The sequence below is a fragment of the Amycolatopsis sp. NPDC051071 genome, assembly GCF_040682875.1.
Taxonomy (GTDB): domain Bacteria; phylum Actinomycetota; class Actinomycetes; order Mycobacteriales; family Pseudonocardiaceae; genus Amycolatopsis.
Map to the genome: position 1 here is coordinate 14,351 of NZ_JBFBBY010000049.1, position 17,255 is coordinate 31,605.

At 67.4% G+C, this 17,255-nt stretch carries 17 protein-coding genes and 3 tRNA genes; 10 read left to right on the forward strand and 10 right to left on the reverse strand.

Going from position 1 to position 17,255, the window contains the following annotated elements; translation table 11 throughout:
• Positions 1–2: 2 nt before the first annotated feature.
• From AB0M65_RS17905 to AB0M65_RS17920, 4 genes are all read right to left on the reverse strand, one after another.
• Positions 3–464: a hypothetical protein gene (locus AB0M65_RS17905; protein ID WP_364028499.1), complete on the reverse strand. Its 462-nt coding sequence runs from the start codon at positions 462–464 to the stop codon at positions 3–5.
• Between the two features lie 4 nt (positions 465–468).
• Positions 469–1,026 carry a SigE family RNA polymerase sigma factor gene (locus AB0M65_RS17910; protein ID WP_364028501.1) on the reverse strand — a complete coding sequence of 186 codons (558 nt, stop codon included), beginning with the start codon at positions 1,024–1,026 and terminating at the stop codon, positions 469–471.
• Positions 1,027–1,374 carry a hypothetical protein gene (locus AB0M65_RS17915; protein ID WP_364028503.1) on the reverse strand — a complete coding sequence of 116 codons (348 nt, stop codon included), beginning with the start codon at positions 1,372–1,374 and terminating at the stop codon, positions 1,027–1,029. It abuts the gene before it with no gap.
• A 161-nt stretch (positions 1,375–1,535) separates the two neighbouring features.
• On the reverse strand, positions 1,536–2,744 hold the full coding sequence (locus AB0M65_RS17920) for an Ig-like domain-containing protein (RefSeq protein WP_364028505.1): 1,209 nt from the start codon (positions 2,742–2,744) through the stop codon (positions 1,536–1,538).
• A 455-nt stretch (positions 2,745–3,199) separates the two neighbouring features.
• Here AB0M65_RS17920 and AB0M65_RS17925 point away from each other — a divergent pair, with 455 nt between their 5' ends.
• Complete coding sequence (locus tag AB0M65_RS17925) at positions 3,200–3,403, forward strand: cold-shock protein (protein WP_003097368.1); 204 nt, start codon at positions 3,200–3,202, stop codon at positions 3,401–3,403.
• Positions 3,404–3,523: 120 nt separating this feature from the next.
• On the opposite strand, the gene AB0M65_RS17930 is transcribed toward AB0M65_RS17925, so the two are convergent.
• On the reverse strand, positions 3,524–3,943 hold the full coding sequence (locus tag AB0M65_RS17930; protein ID WP_364028507.1) for a hypothetical protein: 420 nt from the start codon (positions 3,941–3,943) through the stop codon (positions 3,524–3,526).
• Between the two features lie 538 nt (positions 3,944–4,481).
• Between AB0M65_RS17930 and AB0M65_RS17935 the strand changes: the two genes are divergently transcribed.
• The 5 genes from AB0M65_RS17935 (at position 4,482) to AB0M65_RS17955 (ending at position 6,068) form a co-directional block, all read left to right on the forward strand.
• Positions 4,482–4,736, forward strand: a complete 255-nt coding sequence (locus tag AB0M65_RS17935) for a hypothetical protein (RefSeq protein ID WP_364028509.1) — start codon at positions 4,482–4,484, stop codon at positions 4,734–4,736.
• A 128-nt stretch (positions 4,737–4,864) separates the two neighbouring features.
• Positions 4,865–5,644 (forward strand): hypothetical protein, encoded by a 780-nt coding sequence (locus AB0M65_RS17940; RefSeq protein ID WP_364028511.1) that lies wholly within the window; start codon positions 4,865–4,867, stop codon positions 5,642–5,644.
• Positions 5,645–5,787: 143 nt separating this feature from the next.
• A tRNA-Glu gene (locus AB0M65_RS17945) sits at positions 5,788–5,860 on the forward strand.
• A gap of 29 nt (positions 5,861–5,889) precedes the next feature.
• Positions 5,890–5,963: transfer RNA gene (locus AB0M65_RS17950), tRNA-Asp, on the forward strand.
• A gap of 31 nt (positions 5,964–5,994) precedes the next feature.
• Positions 5,995–6,068: transfer RNA gene (locus AB0M65_RS17955), tRNA-Phe, on the forward strand.
• Between the two features lie 163 nt (positions 6,069–6,231).
• On the opposite strand, the gene AB0M65_RS17960 is transcribed toward AB0M65_RS17955, so the two are convergent.
• The gene (locus AB0M65_RS17960; RefSeq protein ID WP_364028513.1) at positions 6,232–6,651 is read right to left on the reverse strand and encodes a hypothetical protein; all 420 of its coding nucleotides are present in this window, start codon (positions 6,649–6,651) and stop codon (positions 6,232–6,234) included.
• A gap of 315 nt (positions 6,652–6,966) precedes the next feature.
• On the opposite strand from AB0M65_RS17960, the gene AB0M65_RS17965 reads away from it, so the two are divergent.
• Entirely contained in the window at positions 6,967–7,797 is an 831-nt protein-coding gene (locus tag AB0M65_RS17965) for an arylamine N-acetyltransferase (protein WP_364028515.1), read from the forward strand.
• A gap of 4 nt (positions 7,798–7,801) precedes the next feature.
• Here AB0M65_RS17965 and AB0M65_RS17970 read toward each other — a convergent pair whose 3' ends face one another.
• Together AB0M65_RS17970 and AB0M65_RS17975 are read right to left on the reverse strand one after the other, a co-directional pair.
• Positions 7,802–8,101 carry a GNAT family N-acetyltransferase gene (locus tag AB0M65_RS17970; RefSeq protein WP_364028517.1) on the reverse strand — a complete coding sequence of 100 codons (300 nt, stop codon included), beginning with the start codon at positions 8,099–8,101 and terminating at the stop codon, positions 7,802–7,804.
• A complete protein-coding gene (locus AB0M65_RS17975) occupies positions 8,098–10,875 on the reverse strand; it encodes an EAL domain-containing protein (RefSeq protein ID WP_364028519.1) in 2,778 nt (925 codons plus the stop codon). The genes AB0M65_RS17970 and AB0M65_RS17975 overlap by 4 nt, the downstream gene beginning before the upstream one ends.
• Positions 10,876–11,118: 243 nt before the next feature.
• On the opposite strand from AB0M65_RS17975, the gene AB0M65_RS17980 reads away from it, so the two are divergent.
• Positions 11,119–11,652 carry a serine/threonine protein kinase gene (locus AB0M65_RS17980; RefSeq protein WP_364028521.1) on the forward strand — a complete coding sequence of 178 codons (534 nt, stop codon included), beginning with the start codon at positions 11,119–11,121 and terminating at the stop codon, positions 11,650–11,652.
• A gap of 10 nt (positions 11,653–11,662) precedes the next feature.
• On the opposite strand, the gene AB0M65_RS17985 is transcribed toward AB0M65_RS17980, so the two are convergent.
• Positions 11,663–13,018 (reverse strand): nucleobase:cation symporter-2 family protein, encoded by a 1,356-nt coding sequence (locus AB0M65_RS17985; protein WP_364028523.1) that lies wholly within the window; start codon positions 13,016–13,018, stop codon positions 11,663–11,665.
• A 142-nt stretch (positions 13,019–13,160) separates the two neighbouring features.
• Here AB0M65_RS17985 and AB0M65_RS17990 point away from each other — a divergent pair, with 142 nt between their 5' ends.
• Positions 13,161–14,375 (forward strand): FAD-dependent oxidoreductase, encoded by a 1,215-nt coding sequence (locus AB0M65_RS17990; protein ID WP_364028525.1) that lies wholly within the window; start codon positions 13,161–13,163, stop codon positions 14,373–14,375.
• 32 nt (positions 14,376–14,407) lie between these two features.
• A complete protein-coding gene (locus AB0M65_RS17995) occupies positions 14,408–15,136 on the forward strand; it encodes a Clp protease N-terminal domain-containing protein (RefSeq protein ID WP_364028527.1) in 729 nt (242 codons plus the stop codon).
• Between the two features lie 103 nt (positions 15,137–15,239).
• On the opposite strand, the gene gndA is transcribed toward AB0M65_RS17995, so the two are convergent.
• Positions 15,240–16,679, reverse strand: coding sequence for an NADP-dependent phosphogluconate dehydrogenase (gene gndA, locus AB0M65_RS18000; RefSeq protein WP_364028529.1), 1,440 nt, complete (start codon positions 16,677–16,679; stop codon positions 15,240–15,242).
• Positions 16,680–17,255: the final 576 nt, after the last annotated feature.

Sequence of the window (17,255 nt, forward strand, 5' to 3'; positions counted from 1 at the left end):
GCTCAGCTGGTCGTGGCCTCGACCGGCGGCGTGCTCGGCGCGCTGGTCGCCGTGGGTGCGCGCGGCGGGGTCGTGCGGCCCGGCTCCCTGCCCTTGGTTCCCGGACGTGACTGGCTCGGCTCCGGGGTCGACACGGGGCCGGGCGGTGCTGCCTTCCGGGTGGTGGCCTCAGGCCGTGGAGTCACCTCGGAGGGGGCGGGCGGGCCGGGAACAGGGGCGGGGGAGACGGTCGACAGCCCCGGCTCCGCCGGTCGCACCGGCGCGGATCCCTCGCCGCCGCGACCGCCGACGGCGACCGCGCCGAGCACGATCACCGCGACCGTCGCCAGCGAACTACCCGCCACCGCGAGCCGCTTGCGTCGTCGCCGGATCCGGCCACCACGCTCGATGATGTCCGCCGCCCGGATACCCAGCGGGGGACCGTTCACGCCGTGCGAAAGCACGCCCTTGATGTCCTCGTCCATCTCCTCACCTCCCATCGCCGTGCGCTCCGCTCAAGGCCAATTCACTGAAATGGGGTCCGAGCCGCTTACGCAGGGTCGCCAGACCTCGCGCACCCTGACTCTTCACGTTCCCGGTGCTGCAGCCCAGCGCCGAGGCCGTCTCCTCGACGCTGAGATCTTCGAAGTAGCGTAAGACCAGTACGGCCCGCTGCCTCGGGGCGATACCGGACAGGGCGTGCCTGACCAGCATCTCCTGTTCCGTCCCGCCGGTCTCGGCGGGAAGTTCGGGTGGCTCGTCGGTGAGCTTCTCCCGTTTCCGCCAGACACGCCGGTGCTCGGAGAGGAACGTCCGCAGCACGATCTTGCGCACGTAGCCGTCGAGCGCGTCATGCCGGGAGAGCCTCGGCCAAACCAGGTACAGCTTCAGGAGCGCGGCCTGGGTGATGTCCTCGGCCTGATGCCAGTCGCCGCACAGGAGGTACGCGGTGGCCCGCAGGCCGTGCGCGCGCTCGCCGAAGTACCGGGCGAACTCGCCGTCCCACGGCGAGCCCGTCCCGGTCTTCGACGAGCGGCTCAGCGACACCTAGCTTCCGGCTCCTTCGACGATGGCCGGGAGGTTCAGGTCCCCGGTCGGCCCGGCCGGGACGGCCTTGGGCACGCGGTGCTCGCCCGGCTTCTGGGCGGAGGGGGTCTTCTGGGCAGGCGTGGCCGTCGGGCGCGGGGCAGGGGCGTTGCCGGGCTGACCCGGCGCCGGCTTCGTGGTGGTGGGCGCCGGAGCGGGCGCCTGCGTCGCGCTCGGCGAGGGGGCGCTCTGGTCGGCCGACGCCAGTGACGTGGTCGCGAAGGCGGCGCCACCCGCCAGCAGCAGCGCGCCAAGGGAAAGAACGATACGAGTACGCAAGAGAGTCTCCTCGATCCGGGCGCCGCTCATGGGCCGCGGCGCCTTCTGCCGTTAGACATGCGCCCGGCCGGCCGTGGGGTTGCATCGACTTTTCCGCGCGCTGACGCGCTCCCGGAAGACATGTCCTCCTCCGGACACGAACGGCCGGGAGACCCGCAGGTCTCCCGGCCGCCCGGATTCACGGAAGTCGTTCAGCTCGCGATAGCGGACAGCCTCATCCACTCGTCCCAGGCGTAGGTCCAGTCGCTGTAGTCGCGCGCCCGGTTGATCTTCTGGGTGCTGCCCTCGATCTCGACGGGGTCCCCGACGAGCGCGCCGTCCATGTACGCCTTGGCGTTCGCCGGTGCCAGGTTCACGCAGCCGTGCGAGATGTTCTTCTTGCCCTGCGCCCAGATCGACGGCCCGTACCCGTGGATGAACTCGCCGTTCGTGGAAAACCGCACCGCGGACGGCACGACGATGTTCTCGTAGTTGTAGCGCTCGTTGGTCATCGAGTACGTGTCGTGCTTGGACATCACCACATGCGTGCCGCTCGGGGTGACGCGGCCAGGGTCGGCGTCGAGGCCGTAGCTGGCCGGGTAGTCCGCGATCTGCTGGCCGTCACGCATGACCAGGAGACGGTGGGTCTGGGTGTTGCCCTTGACGATCTGCTCGCGGCCGATGGTGAAGCTCGCGGAGCGGTCTTCCTTGCCGTACACGCCTTCGCCGATCTTGACGCCGTAGATCTTGGCGTTGAACTTCACGGTCGTGCCGGGCTTCCAGTACGCCTTCGGCCGCCAGTGCACCGAAGTGTCGTCGTGGACCCAGGCCCAGGAGCCCTCGGTCTTCGGCGTGGTCTCGACCGAGAGCGCCTTCTCGACCGAGGCCTTGTCGGTGACCGGGTTCTGGAACGTCAAGGTGATCGGCATCGCGACGCCGTAGGTCTGCCCGTCGAACACGTTGATGTTCGCGCCCACCTGCTTGCGCGGCTTGACCGTGGTGAAGGCGCCGCCGATCTCGGCGGGTTTGCCGTCGGTGCCGGTGGCCTTGCCGGACCACGTGTAGCTCTTGCCGTAGCCGAGCTGTTCGGTGGTCGTCCAGCTCTTCTTGTCCTCGGACGGCTGCCCGGCGACCTGCTTGCCGTCCGGGTTGGTCAGCACGACCTGATCGAGTGTGCCGTCGGCGACGGTGACCTTGATCGGCTGCCCGGGCGCGACGTCCTGCGCGCCCGCCGCCGGTTCGTAGGTCAGTTTGGCGGGCGCGGCCGCCTGTCCGCCGGTCTCGCTGCTGATCGGGCCGCCGCCATCCGGGCCGCTCGCCGACACCGTCGGCTCGCTGCTGCACGCCCCCAGCGTCAGAACGGCCACCAGCCCCAGTGCCGCGATCGCCGCGCGGCGGCGGGCGGTTTCAGTGAACCTCAAAGCTTCCCCTTTGCTCCCCGTGTACACCGACCATGACGTCCGGACCACCCTTGAAGTTGACCCCACAGAGAGTGATGCGAGTCACAATCGGGTGGATCATAGTTCACGATCGGGGCATGACCGACTTCGGTCCGTGTCCGGCGTTGACCTGAGGTCGGCGCGCGGCGACAGGCTAGCGAGAGGGTCCGACAGAAAGCGGACGGGTCTACGACGTTCCGGTGACCTTGGGACTTGGGAATGCCCAGAGTCCGATCACGGGCTTCAAATATGGCCAGATCCCGGTACTCTGCCAACAGGCCGTCGTTTTGCGTGTTCGTGGCTTCACACTCGCGGAACTTCTGACGCGAGCCATGGGCCGGTGACGCGCTCTTCGCTCGACTCGTTGGAACCGCCCGGGACGGTCTGGGTGTCGCTTCGGAGGCACTCGAAGCGGATGTGCAACGAGGAGTACAGCGGTGGCGCAAGGCACTGTGAAGTGGTTCAACGCGGAGAAGGGCTTCGGCTTCATCGCGCAGGATGGCGGCGAGGGCGACGTCTTCGTTCACTACTCGGAGATCGAGGGCCGCGGTTTCCGCACCCTTGAAGAGAATCAGCGAGTGGAGTTCGAGGTCGGTCAGGGCCAGAAGGGCCCGCAGGCCCAAAAGGTCCGCGCGATCTGAGTCCGCCCTTTCGGCGTTGCTCAGACTGATCAGAAAAGCCCCCGGCGAATCCCGCCGGGGGCTTTTCTATGGTGCTGAAAACTTCTTCGGTTGTGCTGTTCCGTTCCCGATGTGACGGGGTCAGCGGGGGACGGGCTGTTCGAACGCGTCGGCGTCGAAGTGGAACTCGTCGGTGTGGGCTTCCTCGTGGCGGCGCTGCTGGGCCGAGTTGGCCTGTGATTCCCACGAGAGGCGCTCGAGGATCCATTCCTGCGCCAGGGCTTGCGGCGACAGGTTGCGTTCCTGGGCGGCGTCTTTGAGTTGTTCGCACGCGATGAGGTTCATGCGCAGCTGGAACACCTGCGCCTCACCGAATCGCTTACCGGTGCCGGTGCTTTCCGGGTCGTTGTCCGGGGCGAGGGCACGAAGGTAGCTGGTGAGCTCCGTGTCTTCGACCACCGCTTCGGCCTCCTTGGCGGAGGAGTTGCGGTGACGACCCGGGTTGACCGGCTTGAGGTTCGTGCGGGTGGAGTTGCGGCGACTCAGGGAAGGAAGGGGCACCGGACCACGGTAACGGTTCGGTCTCGGCAAACCAACCACCGTGAGCCACGACACACCATTCTTTTTCCCCGAACGGCCCAATCCACTGAAGAACGCCCACTTCCGTGATCACAAAACGCAACCACGCGAGTAATGGAGAACTATCCACAGCCATGGCCACTTGATGGACCGCTACAAGGCCGCCAACCGCCACCGACCGCATCCCGGGGGTTTGGGGGGTGGCCCCCCAAATCACGGAGCGACCCCCGCGCCAGGGGGAGGAACGCGGGGGTCGGAGGGGATCTCCACAGGCGCTGACCGGGGGTGTGTCAGCAAATCGATTGTTGCACGGTTCGGCGAGAAGGGCGAGTGGGCGCGGGCAGAATTCCGGTCGCCCGGTCAGCCGTGGTTCGCCTGTGGTTCATGTGGTGCCAGGCTCGCGTGATCGCTCTGCGTTGTGCGGAGCGTGGTGGCAGGTTCACTCTCCGGGGGGCTGTGTGTCGCGGCCGGCTCTGGTTAGCCTCGCGGCCAAGCTGTTCGTTGGCCGTTTGGAGGAACCATGGGTGGGTCTGTGGAAGTGCGACAGTTCCTCCTTCGGTACGAAGGTGCCGATGGGGGAAGTTCGACGTTGGCCGGTGGTCTGCCGGCACAGCGCACGGGTCAAGGGGACAGCCAGCGGGTGTCCGATGATCAAGTGCGGCGTGCCCGGCTCGCGGTGGCCAATGGGGCGCTGGGTGTCGATGACTGTGTCCAGTTGCTCGACATGCTGGGGCTGGCGCTGGATGAAGACGGGCAGGCGCCCGTTCAGCGCTGATCATTGTTCGCGAAGTCCGGTTGTGCGGTGTGTTGACCGCGCGACCGGGCTTTTCTTTGCGCTTGACGTGGGGGCCACCAGTTGTGTAACACTGTTATTATTCAACTGGCGAGAAGGTGGCGAACGAGATGACCGACGAGTCGACGATCGGGCCGGCGCGGGAGATCCGGGGCACGGTGCAGGTGCTGGGCGGGCGGTTCATGACCTCGCCGGAGCTCGCCGAGGTCGAGGCGGAGGTGGGACTCGCGCCGAAGACGCTGTACCTGCGAGGGCGTTCGGCGGTGCTGGGCGACCCGCCGCCGAAGGTCGTCGCGGAGCTGTTCGGGATCTTCCCGCACTGGCTCTTCGAGTTCGTCCTCCCGCCCGCGACGGCGGCCCTCGACGCGGCCTCCGCGGTCCGTGCCTACTCGCGGTCATCGGCGAAGTGGGCCCGCGTCAACCTTTCGGACGCCGAAGAGCCCGGCCGCTTGGCGGAACTGCTCTTCCGTCTGGTGGACGCCGCGGACGCGAGTGGTCTCGCGTTGTTCGCCGGATGGCAACGCGCCGCACGCCCGGAAAACGATGTCGAGCGACTGGCGTTCGCGCTCATGGTCTTCCGCGAGTTCCGCGGCGGCGTCCACTTCGCGGCCCTGCGCGCGGTGGGACTGACGGTGCCCGAGGCCGTCGTGGCGGATCCGGAGGGCGGGCGTGGGCGGCTGCTGCGGACCGCGTGGTCCGAGGAGGCCGCGGCCGAACTGGTCGCCAGGGCGGAGGCCAAGGGCGAGCTGCGGCAGCGGTGGCGGCAGGCGGAAGACCTCACCGATCGACGGGTGGCCGAGCTGCTCGCCGTCAGCCTGACGGAGGACGAGCGGGACGAGCTTCGGCGGCGTCTCGGCGCCCTCGATGCCGCTTCGGCCCTGGTATCCTGACTTGGTCGCGTTCTCGCAGGTCCCAGCCCTGTGATCGGCTAGAGGAGCCCCCGTGCGGGCGCCAAAACAGGCGTGTCCTATAGTTATCTTCGCTCCCAGGGGAACCTGAGAGCGCGGTCGGTCGGTTCGCCGAAACCGAACGGGCTCCCATCGTTCAGCGGCCTAGGACTCCGCCCTTTCAAGGCGGCAACGCGGGTTCGAATCCCGTTGGGAGTACGCAGTACAGTAGTAAACGCAGTATGCAAGGCCCTGTGGCGCAGTTGGTTAGCGCGTCGCCCTGTCACGGCGAAGGTCGCGGGTTCGAGTCCCGTCAGGGTCGCAAGATCGTTCGGCTCCAGGCCGGCGTTCCCGGCCAGGTAGCTCAGTTGGTACGAGCGTCCGCCTGAAAAGCGGAAGGTCGCCGGTTCGACCCCGGCCCTGGCCACCGCTCTTTCGCGAAACAGCCCCACCGAATCCGGTGGGGCTTTTTTGTGCGCCGAGGCCCGCGCCGATACGCAGCCGGTACACAGCAAACCAACAGTCCATTGCTAAGCAGCGGCAGCACTACCGCCGCATGAAGCGATTTCGCCCCTTCAAAGCCTGGGTGATCAACGGTGCGCTGATCGTTCTGCCGGCCGGCGCGGGGTCGGCGACGTCGTGAGCGCATAGGCCGCGAAGCAGCTTCGGGTCGCGAAGGCGAACCTCTCGGTCGCGCAGGACAGCCTGGACACCGCGGAATCCGCCCCCAGCACCGCCCAGAGCGGCCAGAGCAGTACGCAGAACACCCAGGGCACGCGGAACAGTGTCGCCTCGGGGCAGGCCAAACTGGACCAGGCCGAGCTCGACGTGCAGGACGCGCAGACGGCGCTCGACGGCACCACCCTCGTCGCCCCCGGCGCGGGACGGTCACCGCGATCAGCGGCACCGTCGGGCAGCGGTCGTCCAGCGGCTCTTCCGGGAGCACGCAGCAGTCCACGTCTTCGGCCGCCCTCGGCCGGCAGCAGCGGGTTCATCACCATCACGAACATGACCGACTCGTCGTCGACACCTCGGTCGCCGAGATCGACGTCGGCAAGGTCAAGGCGGGTTATCGATCCGTAAGGCAAAAGTGTCGTGACCAAAAGGGGCTTTCGCGACAGGCGGGAACACCGCTCCCCGGCGTCGAAGCGTGCTGTCCTGAAGGCCCCCGTTGAGACCTTCAACGTCTCAACGGGGGCCTTCAGGACACGCCACATTCGCCTTACCTCTCAATAGAAGGCGACGGGACGGTGACCGCGCAGTCGATCACTCAGGCGGCGGGCTAATCTTGACCTCGAGTCAGGTGGAGGTGTCAGGCTCGGCTCATGACACTCGCACCTGAGCAGGTCGACGAATGGACCGTCGACACCCTCGATCTCGATGCCTACCTCGGCCGGATCGGCCGGATCAGCCAGGAGCGTGCGAAGCCGTCCGCCGCCGCGCTGCGTGAGCTGGCGAAGGCGCACATCCTGGCCATCCCGTTCGAGAACGTTGACGTCGTTTTGGAGCAGCACAAGGGAATCGCGCTCGACGACGTGATCGGCAAGCTCGTCCGGCGGCACCGCGGCGGCTACTGCTACGAGCACGGCAGCCTGTTCTCCGCGGCCGCCGAGCGGCTCGGCTACCCCGTGCGCAGGCTCGTCGCGCGTGTGCAGCCGCAGAGGAACGGGCCGTACACGCATATGACGCTCGTGGTGGAAGCCGACGGCGTCCAGCACCTGGTCGACATCGGTTTCGGCGCCGGGATGCTGGTGCCGATGCCGTTGGTCGACGGCGCCGTGGTCGACCAGGCGGGCTGGCCGCACCGGCTGGTCGCCGACGGCGGCTGGTGGCGTCTGCAGAAGCTGGAGGGTGCCGGCTGGACCGACCTGCACGCCTTCACGCTCACGCCGATGCACCGGATCGATTACGAGGTCTACCACCACTACACGTCGACGCATCCGCGTTCGCCGTTCACCGGACGGCTGGTGATCATGCGACTGGAGGAAGGGCTCAGCCGCAAGCTGATCGGCGACGAGTTCATCGTCGAACGCCCGGACGGGACCAAGGAGACCACCACGATCGCGCCCGAGCGGCTGGACGCGACGCTGCGTGAGCTGGACGTCGTGCTGACCGAGGAGGAGCTCGCGAAGCTGCTGACGATCTACCCCGGCTGAGGACTCAGAGTTCGAACTCGGCGCGCTTGTCCTCGGGGACGAGGTCTTCGTACTCGCGGTGCTTCGCGATGTACGAGCGCACGTACGGGCAGTAAGGCAGGACGGACTTGCCTTGCGCCCGGACGTCGTCGAGCGCGGCGGTCACCAGCTTGCCCGCCAAGCCCTGCCCGGAGAAGTCGTCCGAGATCTCGGTGTGCTGGAACAGGATCGCGTCCGGCCGTGTCCGGGTTTCCAGGAATCCGGCGGGTTTCCCGTCCACGACGATGTCGTAGCGGTCTTCGCCGGATTTGATCTCGACACTCATTCAGCGGCTCCGAAAAGTTGGTCCGGGGGCGCGGGGCGGCCAAGGTGGAAGCCTTGCGCCTGGTCACAGTGCAACTCTCGCAATACACGAAGTTGCTCTTCGTCTTCGACACCCTCGGCGACGACGACCAGATCGACGGCGTGCGCCATCGCGATGATGCTCTTGACGATCGCGGCGGCGTCACGCGATTCCGCGATCCCGGTGACGAACGTACGGTCGATCTTGAGCGTGTCCAGCGGGAGCCGCTGCAACTGCGCGAGCGACGAATAGCCGGTGCCGAAATCGTCGATCGCCAGCGAGACACCGAGATCACGCAACGAAGTCAGCACTTCGGCGGCCGCGGCCTGGTCCCGCATCAGCGCGCTCTCGGTGACCTCCAGGGTCAGCGCGTGCGGTGGCAGCCCGGTGGTCTTCATCGCGTCCTGCACCATGGGCACCAGATGCGGGTCGTCCAGCTGCCTCGCCGAAAGGTTGACCTTGAGGTTCAGATCGATGCCGAGTTGCTCGCGCCGTTTGGCGATCTCGCGAGTGGTCGTGCACAGGACGTACTTGCCGATCAGGTTGATCAGGTCGCTTTCCTCGGCGAGCGGGATGAACTCGGCGGGCGAGATCGTGCCGTGCGCCGGATGTTTCCAGCGCAGCAAGGCTTCCACCGCGACCATCTCACCGGACTCGATGTCCACGACAGGCTGGTACGCCGCCCAGAGTTCGCCGTTCTGCAGTGCGTCGCGCAGGTCCTGCTCCATGCGCAGCCGCCGCTGCATCCGCTCACGCAGCTCGACGTCGAAGAACTCGTAGCGTGCGCGGCCGAGCGTTTTCGCTTGGTACATCGCGACATCCGCGTCCCGCAGCAGGTCTTCGGCGGTGCGGGTGTCGTCGTTGGCCGCGGTGACGATGCCGATGCTGGCGTCGATGTGCAGCTGCCTGCCGTTGACCGTGATCGGCTCGGTCAGTGACTCGCGCAGATGCTCGGCCAGCGCCTTGATCTCGGCCGGTTCGGTGATCTCCGCGGTGACGACGACGAATTCGTCGCCGCCGAGCCTGCCGACGAGGTCGTTCTCGCCGATTCCCCGGCGCAGCCGGTCGCCGGCGATGCGGAGCACCTTGTCCCCGACGGAATGCCCGAGGGAATCGTTGATCACCTTGAACTTGTCGAGGTCGATGAACAGCACCGTGGTCAGCTCGGCGCGGCCCGTGCCGGACAACGCCTCGGCGAGCCTGTCCAGCACCAGTGTCCGGTTCGCGAGTTCGGTGAGCGGGTCGTGTGTCGCCTCGTGGGCGAGGCGCCTGCCGATCGCGAGGCGTTCGGTGATGTCGGTGAACGAGGCGACCACCGACAGCGCCGACGGATCTTCCGGCGTCAGCAGCCGCGACGTCAGCGAGATCCAGACGTCGTCGCCATCGCCTCGCCGCAACCGCAGCACGACGCCGTTCTGCGTGATCCGGGTGCGCCTGGTCACCACCGACGGCATGCGTCCCGGCGGGAGACGGCCCTGGTCGTCGTACAGCTCCAGCGTCACACACGGGACGCCGATGAGGTCGTCGTGCTCGACGCCGATGATCCGGCACGCGGCCGGGTTGGCCGATTCGATGAGCCCGCCGGGGCCGATCACGACCACGCCTTCGTCGAGTGACGCCACCACCGTGCTGTAGTGCTGCTCGGCGCGCCGCCGGGCTGTTTCGTCGGCGCAGACCAGGACGAAACCGTCGTTCATCTCGGCGGCCGAGATGCGGATGGCCAAGGTCGAGCCGTTGCGGTGGCGATGGGTCGTCCGCAGGACTCCGCCCTTGCGCAGCACCGTTTCCGGGTCGAGCGCGGCACCGACAAGCTCACTCACCGTGCCGCCGATCGCCTCGGCGGCCGTCCAGCCGTAGACGTTCTCCGCGGCCGGGTTCCAGCTGGTCACCATGCCGGTGCCGCTGGTCGCGATGATCGCGTCACTGACATGGCTGATCAGCGCGGCCTGGTAACGCAACGTCGCTTCCGCGGCCTTCTGCGCGCTGATGTCACGCATGATGACCTGGAACGCGGGCCTGCCTTCCCAGGTCGTCCGCACCGAGATGCTCTGGACCAGGTATCTCGCGCCGTCGAGGCGGCGCATGACGGTGTCGGCGGGTTCGGTCGACGCGCCTTGCCGGTGCAGTGACGCGATCCTGTCCAGCAGCGCCGGGAGCGATTCGGCGGCCACGAAGTCCATGATCGGGCGCCCGATCAGCTCGGCGGTCGAGGACGCGCCGAGAGCCGTCAGTGCGGCCCGGTTCACGTACGTGACGACGCCGGCTTCGTGCACACAGACCGCGTCGGGGCTGAGTTCCACCAAAAGCCGGTAACGGTCGGTGAGGTCTTCGAGGGCTTGCCGATTCTCGCGGACGTCGGTCACGTCCGTCGCCATCCCGAGCAGCCCCGACGAACCGTTCTCGTCACCGATGGTGCGGGCGCGCAACCGGATCCAGCGGATCTCGCCTGCCGGGTTCCGGAACGACTGCTCGAGTTCGAACTCGCGCCATGGCGGGGAAGTGCGGGTGCCGGAGGTCAGCGGGGCGACCAGATCGGCGAGCTTCGCTTCCAGCTCCGACTCGGTGGCGCCGGCTCCACCCAGCAAGTTCTCCAGTCCCGGCAGCCAGGACAACGTCTCGGTCCCGAAGTCGTACGACCAGATGGCGGCATGGTCGCCCGCGAGGCCGAGATCGCCGACCGGCTCGTTCCCGAGCGGTGCGCTTGCCGGTGTGCCGGAATTTCCGGCTCCGGGCACGGCGAGGGCATCAGCCTCCATGATCCGTCCGAACCCCCTCTTCCGGTGCTGGCACCGTCGATTACACCACCCGCGAGGGGCGCTGTATACGCGAACCGGAGGGTGACCACCGCTGATATGCGTGAAAGCACATGGATACACGCTGTGTGACTGGCATCCGCTATCGTCTTCCATCGGGTGAATAATTTTTGGTTAACTTCACCCATTCGGCGGCGAGTTGCGGTAAAACTGATCGCTCGCTCCCGGTGCGAAAGGTTCCGACTGGTGGATGACGACGACGTTTCGGTCGCCGACCTGCTCATTCGCGAGGGCTGGGACGACCACGAGGAGTCACGGTCAAAGTCACGCTGGAGAGTTATCGCAGTAGTGATCGCCGTGGTCGTCGCGTGTGGCGCGGCCGGTGTCCTCGTCGGTTTCGATTCCGATCCCGAGCAGAACGCGCAGCCCAACCAGATCAGCGTCATCGAGATGCCGAAACGGCCTTCGGACAACGGGGGAGCCGGCGCCACGTCGGCGCAACCGTCCACGGTGCCGGGCGGGACCGGTGAGGGCACCGACGAAACCTCGTCACAGCCCAGCAAGCCGACTTCCAGCAGGCGCACCTCGAGTGCGGCCTCCTCGAAGTCCGACACCCCGGACCCCACGACGCCGACCTCGGCGAGCGAGCCGGCCGATCCGCCGAAGCCGACGGGTTCCACGGGTGCGCCGCAGCCGCCCCACCACCCGACCCCGGCGCCGCCGTCCACCACGACGCCGACCGAAGAGTGCAACCTGTGGCCGAAGTGGCTGTGGTGTTAGTTCTCCGGTTTCAAGGCGCTTTCAGCAGGTCCGGTTCCCGGTGCTTGCCGAGATGGTTGAACAGCAGGTTGAGGGTGAACGCCAGGATCGCCGCAACCGTGATCGGGCTGCCGCAGATGGTCTGCGACCACACCGGGAAGTGCTGGAAGAAGATCGAGTTCCCGAACTGGTTCGTGGAGAACGCGGGCAGCAGGCCGACGCCGAGTGACACCGCGATGATGAAGGTGTTGTGGTTCCCGGAGAACTCGACCTTCTTCAGGTTCTGCACGCCGACCACGGCGACCATCGCGAACATGACCACCGCGACCGCGCCGATCACCGGTTCCGGCACGGCCGCGATGAACGCGCCGAACTTCGGCACCAGGCCCATCAGCACGAGCAGGCCGCCCGTCATCGCGACCACCCAGCGGCTGCGGACGCCGGTCAGCTGCACGAGGCCGACGTTCTGCGCGAAAGCGGTGTCCGGGAACGAGTTCATCGCCCCGCCGAGGATGGCCGAGAGACCGTCGGTGGCGAGGCCGCGGGCGAGGTCCGAGCCGGTCGGGGGCCTGCCGGTGATCTCGCCGACGGCGACCAGATCCGCGGTGGATTCGGTGTAGGTCACCAGCATCACGACGCACATCGAGAGCACCGCCGCGATCGGGAAGGTCGGCGGGCCGAAGTGAAACGGCGAGGCGAGGCCGAACCAGTCGGCGTCGGCGATGCCCTTGAAGCTCACCAAGCCCATCGGGATCGCCACGACCAGCCCGATCAGCAACGCCAGCAGCGGGCCGATTTGGTTGGCGAACCCACGCAGGACCCTGGTGAACAGGATGAGCACCGTGATAACGCCGAACGCGAGTGCGATGTTTACGGGCTCCGCGTAATCCGGCGCGGTGGTGTCGTGGCCGGCGATCAGGCCGACGCCGGGGGCGATGAGCGAGACGCCGATGACGACGAGCAGCGTGCCCGAGACCAGTGGCGGGAAGAACCGGATCATCCGCGCGAAGGGTTTCGCGATGAGCAGGCCGAACACGCCCGAAGCGAGCATGGCGCCGTAGACGGCCTGCATGCCGTACTGGGCCGCGATCATGATCATCGGGTTCACCACGGTGAACGTCGCGCCCGCCACCACCGGCAGCCGGATGCCGAAAAGCCGTCCGATCCCGATCGCCTGTATCAGCGTCGCGATGCCCGCCACCAGCAGATCCGCGTTGACCAGCAGCGCGATTGTCGCCGTGTCCAGTTTCAGCGCGCTGCCGACGACGAGCGGGACGGCCACCGAGCCCGCATACATGATCGACATGTGCTGCAGGCCGAGAAGCGTCAGCTTCGGGAACGGCGGGCGGGCGTCGACCGGATGGACCTCGGGTGGGCTCGTGCTCATACAACCCCCTGTGACATGCGATCAAGCCAAGTCGCCAGGCATGACCGTAGCGCGTCGGCCGCCTGAGGATCACGTTTCGAAAGGGCGGTCGAAGGGGCCGAGTCTGTGTTGAATGGTGGGGAGCACAACGGAAGGAGTGCCGATGGAGACCGTCCTCGTCGTAGGGGCCGGGCAGAGCGGGTTCGGAGTGGCGACCTCGCTGCGGGACAAGGGGTTCGGCGGGCGGGTGGTGCTGATCGGCGATGAACCCGGCCTGCCGTACCAGCGGCCTCCGCTGTCGAAGGGCTACTTGGCCGGGACGGCGGGCGACGCCCAGCTGCGCCTGCGGGCCGAAGACTTCTTCGCGGAAAAGGGGATCGAGCTGATCGCGGGCCGCGTCGCGTCAGTGGATCGCGAAGGTGCGAAGGTGGTGCTCGAAGACGGGAGCGTCCACGAGTACGACCATCTCGTACTGGCGACGGGATCGAGCAACCGGACGCTGCCGGTGCCGGGGTCCACTTTGGATGGTGTGTTCACCTTGCGCACCAAGGACGACGCCGATGTGCTGCGTTCGGCCTTGGAAAACGCGGAGCACGTCGTCGTGGTCGGGGGCGGGTTCATCGGGCTCGAATTCGCCGCGCACGCCGGACGTCCGGTGACGATCGTGGAGGCGCAGGACAGGCTGATGGCGCGCGTCGCGACCCCGGAGGTCTCGGCGTATTTCGCCGCGTTGCACGAAGGATCCGGGCATACGGTCCTGCTCGGCCAAGGTGTCGCCGCACTGCATGGCGACGGCCGGGTTTCCGAGGTGGAACTGAGCGACGGCAGGCGGCTGCCCGCGGACCTCGTACTGGTCGGGGTCGGGGTGGAGCCGCGAACCGGCCTCGCTTCCGACGCCGGGCTGGCCGTGGCCAACGGCGTCGTCGTCGACGAGCACCTGCTGACCGGTGACCCGAAGATCTCGGCGGTCGGGGATTGCGCGAACTTCCCGTGCGTCCAGGCGGGTACCGCGACGCGGCTGGAGTCGGTGCAGAACGCCGTCGACCAGGCGCGGGCGGCGGCCGCGGCGATCGTCGGCGAGCCGGTGCCGTATGACAGCCTCCCGTGGTTCTGGACCGATCAGCTCGGCGCGAAACTGCAGATCGCCGGGATCCTGACCGGGGCGGAGGACACCGTGGTGACCGGCGATCGCGAAGCCGGGAAGTTCTCGGTGCTGTCGTTCCGGGACGGGGTGCTCGCCGGGGTCGAGTCGGTGAACCGGCCGCCGGACCACATCGCCGCGCGCCGCCTGTTCGCGGCGGATCCGGCACCGCGGTTCGAGGCGCTGGAGGCACACGGCTTCGATCTGAAGGCGACCTTTGCGTCAACTCGCGGTTGACGATTTGAGATCGTCAACCTAAAGTTGACGGTATGACGAATCCAGTCCGGCTCGACGACCTCATCTCCCACATCAAGCAGCAGCATCCGGAAGGAGACGTGCTCGGCCAGCTGTCCGACGCGGTCTTCCTCGGCGAGCACCTCGGCGAAGTGGCCGACCATCTGATCGGCCACTTCGTCGACCAGGCGCGCCGCTCCGGTGCGTCCTGGACCGAAATCGGCAAGAACATGGGTGTGTCCAAACAGGCCGCCCAGAAACGCTTCGTCCCCAAGGAATCCGGCGAAGGCGCCTCACTCGAAGACCTGGTGAAGGTGTTCAGCCGCTACACCGACCGCGCGCGCCACGTCGTCATCGCCTCACGGGACGAGGCCGTCACGGCGAAGAGCCCGCAGATCGAGCCCGTGCACCTGGTGCTGGGCCTGCTGGTCGAACCCGCCGCACTGGCAGCCGGGGCGATCGTGGCGCAGAACGTCACCCTCGAAGCCGTCCGCGAGGCCGCGGTGGCGCGGCTGCCGGAACCCGCCGAGGAACCGGCGGAGGCGGCGAAGATGGTGTTCGGCGCGCAGGCCAAGAAGGCGCTGGAGCTGACCATGCGGGAGTCGTTGCGGCTCGGGCACAACTACATCGGGACCGAGCACATCCTGCTGGCCCTGTTCGAACTCGGCGACGATCTGCTCACCGGGCTCGGCCTCTCGAAGGAGAAGGCCGAAGCGACAATTCTGCAGGCACTGGCGGAGATCGTCGCCGCGCGACAGCCATGACGCGACTCGCGCTCACCATGCTGGTGTTGCTGGTTGTTAGTACATGAAGGCCTCCTTCTTGCGCCTATCGCAAGGAAGGGGGCCTTCATGTACTTGTTCCTCGTCAGGCGGAGGCTTCGGGACGGCCGTCGGCCGCCCAAGCGGTGTGGAACGACCCCTCGCGGTCGACGCGGCGGTACGTGTGGGCACCGAAGTAGTCCCGCTGCCCCTGCACCAGCGCGGCGGGGAGCCGATCGGCGCGCAGGCCGTCGTAGTAGGCCAGCGCGGTCGAGAAGCCCGGGGTCGGGATGCCGAGCCGGACCGCCGTGGAGATCACCGAACGCCAGGAGTCCTGGGCGTCCTCGACGGCCTTGCGGAAGCCGCCGGACGTCAGGAGCGTCGGCAGGCCGGGCTCTTCGGCGTACGCGCCGGTGATGTCGTTCAGGAACTTCGCGCGGATGATGCAGCCGCCGCGCCAGATGGACGCGACCTTGCCGAGGTCGATGTCCCAGCCGTACTCGGCGCCGCCCGCCTGGATCTGGTTGAAGCCCTGGGCGTACGCCACCACCTTCGACGCGTACAGCGCCTGCTCGACGTCGTCCGCGAAGGTCTCCAACGCGGAACCGGTGAGCGGGGCCCGTGAAGGACCGCCCAGGCCGCGGGAGGCCTCACGCAGGTTCGACGAACCGGACAGCGACCGCGCGAAGACCGCTTCGGCGATCCCGCTGATCGGCACGCCCAGGTCCAGTCCGATTTGGACGGTCCAGCGGCCGGTGCCCTTCTGCTCCGCCTGATCCGCCACGATGTCGACGAACGGCTTGCCGGAGGCGGCGTCGGTATGCGCCAGCACCTGCGAGGTGATCTCGATCAGATACGAGTCGAGCCTGCCGGAGTTCCAGGTCCGGAAGACGTCGGCGATCTCGCCGGGGGAGTAACCACCCGCGCCGCGCAGCAGGTCGAACGATTCGGCGATCAGCTGCATGTCGGCGTACTCGATGCCGTTGTGCACCATTTTCACGAAATGCCCGGCGCCGTCGGCGCCCACATGCGTGCAGCACGGTTCGCCGTCGACCTTCGCCGAGATGTCCTCGAACAGCGGCCCGAGCGACTCGTACGACTCCTTGGACCCGCCGGGCATGATGCTCGGCCCGTGCAGTGCGCCCTCTTCACCGCCGGACACGCCGGTGCCGACGAAGTGGATGCCCTTCTCACGCAGCGCGGCCTCGCGACGCCGGGTGTCCGCGAAGTGCGCGTTACCCGCGTCGACGATCACATCGCCTTTTTCGAGGAGCGGGACGAACTCGTCGATGACGGCGTCCGTCGGCCCCCCGGCCTTGACCATGATCACGACCTGGCGCGGCCGCTCCAGCGCGTTGACGAAGTCCTGCGCCGAATACGCCGGGATGAAGTCGCCTTCGTCACCGAACTGCTCGACCAGTTCCTTCGTCCGCTGCTCGGAGCGGTTGTGCAGGGCCACCGTATGCCCGTGCCTCGCCAGGTTCCTGGCCAGGTTGCGGCCCATGACCGCCAGACCGGTGACCCCGATGCTCGCCTTCTTGCTCATCCGCACCCTTCCGCTTCGATTCCCGTGCCGAGCCTATCCCCGTTGAGGGATATGGCGCCGGGGCGAGAAGGGATCAACCGCGAGTTGTCCACAACCGGGCCGACCTGTGGACAACTACCCTCGACCGCCCCGAACCGACAGAGAGCACCGGTACGCTGGGCTTGGGGTCGCCCCCCGGGACGGGTGGGGGCTGGGGTTGGGGCGTGCGCGCGGATTTTGAGGGGCGCGCGGGTGTTGCGAAGTGCACTTATTGAAGGTTGCGAAAGTGCCCTTCGCGACATGCTTGTCCTTGGGGATCTGCAGGCGGGCTTCCGTACCGGCGCCAAGGCGGGGAGCTGGGTGGTCGTGAGTGGCGATTCGGGTTCTATTGAGGGGTAAGTCAAAGGTGGCGTGGCGGATCTGGCGGCCGCAGCGGACTCGCCAGGGTCCCGGCGGCGCTTCTGGGCTATCCACAAAGGACGCTTTTCGGGATTAGAGTGTCCGTTTTGAGCGATTTGCGCAGTTTGGGAGAGGGTCGTGAGTGATTAAGAGGGTTCTAACGCTCTTAATCACTCACGACCCCCATGAAGAACCGCT

What these genes read in the sequence shown, in the direction of transcription:
- AB0M65_RS17905 (WP_364028499.1), bottom strand. Translation starts at nt 464, where the DNA reads ATGGACGAGGACATCAAGGGCGTGCTTTCGCACGGCGTGAACGGTCCC.
- AB0M65_RS17915 (WP_364028503.1), bottom strand. Translation starts at nt 1,374, where the DNA reads ATGAGCGGCGCCCGGATCGAGGAGACTCTCTTGCGTACTCGTATCGTT.
- AB0M65_RS17935 (WP_364028509.1), top strand. Translation starts at nt 4,482, where the DNA reads ATGGGTGGGTCTGTGGAAGTGCGACAGTTCCTCCTTCGGTACGAAGGT.
- AB0M65_RS17940 (WP_364028511.1), top strand. Translation starts at nt 4,865, where the DNA reads ATGACCGACGAGTCGACGATCGGGCCGGCGCGGGAGATCCGGGGCACG.
- AB0M65_RS17960 (WP_364028513.1), bottom strand. Translation starts at nt 6,651, where the DNA reads ATGTTCGTGATGGTGATGAACCCGCTGCTGCCGGCCGAGGGCGGCCGA.
- AB0M65_RS17965 (WP_364028515.1), top strand. Translation starts at nt 6,967, where the DNA reads ATGACACTCGCACCTGAGCAGGTCGACGAATGGACCGTCGACACCCTC.
- AB0M65_RS17970 (WP_364028517.1), bottom strand. Translation starts at nt 8,101, where the DNA reads ATGAGTGTCGAGATCAAATCCGGCGAAGACCGCTACGACATCGTCGTG.
- AB0M65_RS17975 (WP_364028519.1), bottom strand. Translation starts at nt 10,875, where the DNA reads ATGGAGGCTGATGCCCTCGCCGTGCCCGGAGCCGGAAATTCCGGCACA.
- AB0M65_RS17985 (WP_364028523.1), bottom strand. Translation starts at nt 13,018, where the DNA reads ATGAGCACGAGCCCACCCGAGGTCCATCCGGTCGACGCCCGCCCGCCG.
- AB0M65_RS17990 (WP_364028525.1), top strand. Translation starts at nt 13,161, where the DNA reads ATGGAGACCGTCCTCGTCGTAGGGGCCGGGCAGAGCGGGTTCGGAGTG.
- AB0M65_RS17995 (WP_364028527.1), top strand. Translation starts at nt 14,408, where the DNA reads ATGACGAATCCAGTCCGGCTCGACGACCTCATCTCCCACATCAAGCAG.
- gndA (WP_364028529.1), bottom strand. Translation starts at nt 16,679, where the DNA reads ATGAGCAAGAAGGCGAGCATCGGGGTCACCGGTCTGGCGGTCATGGGC.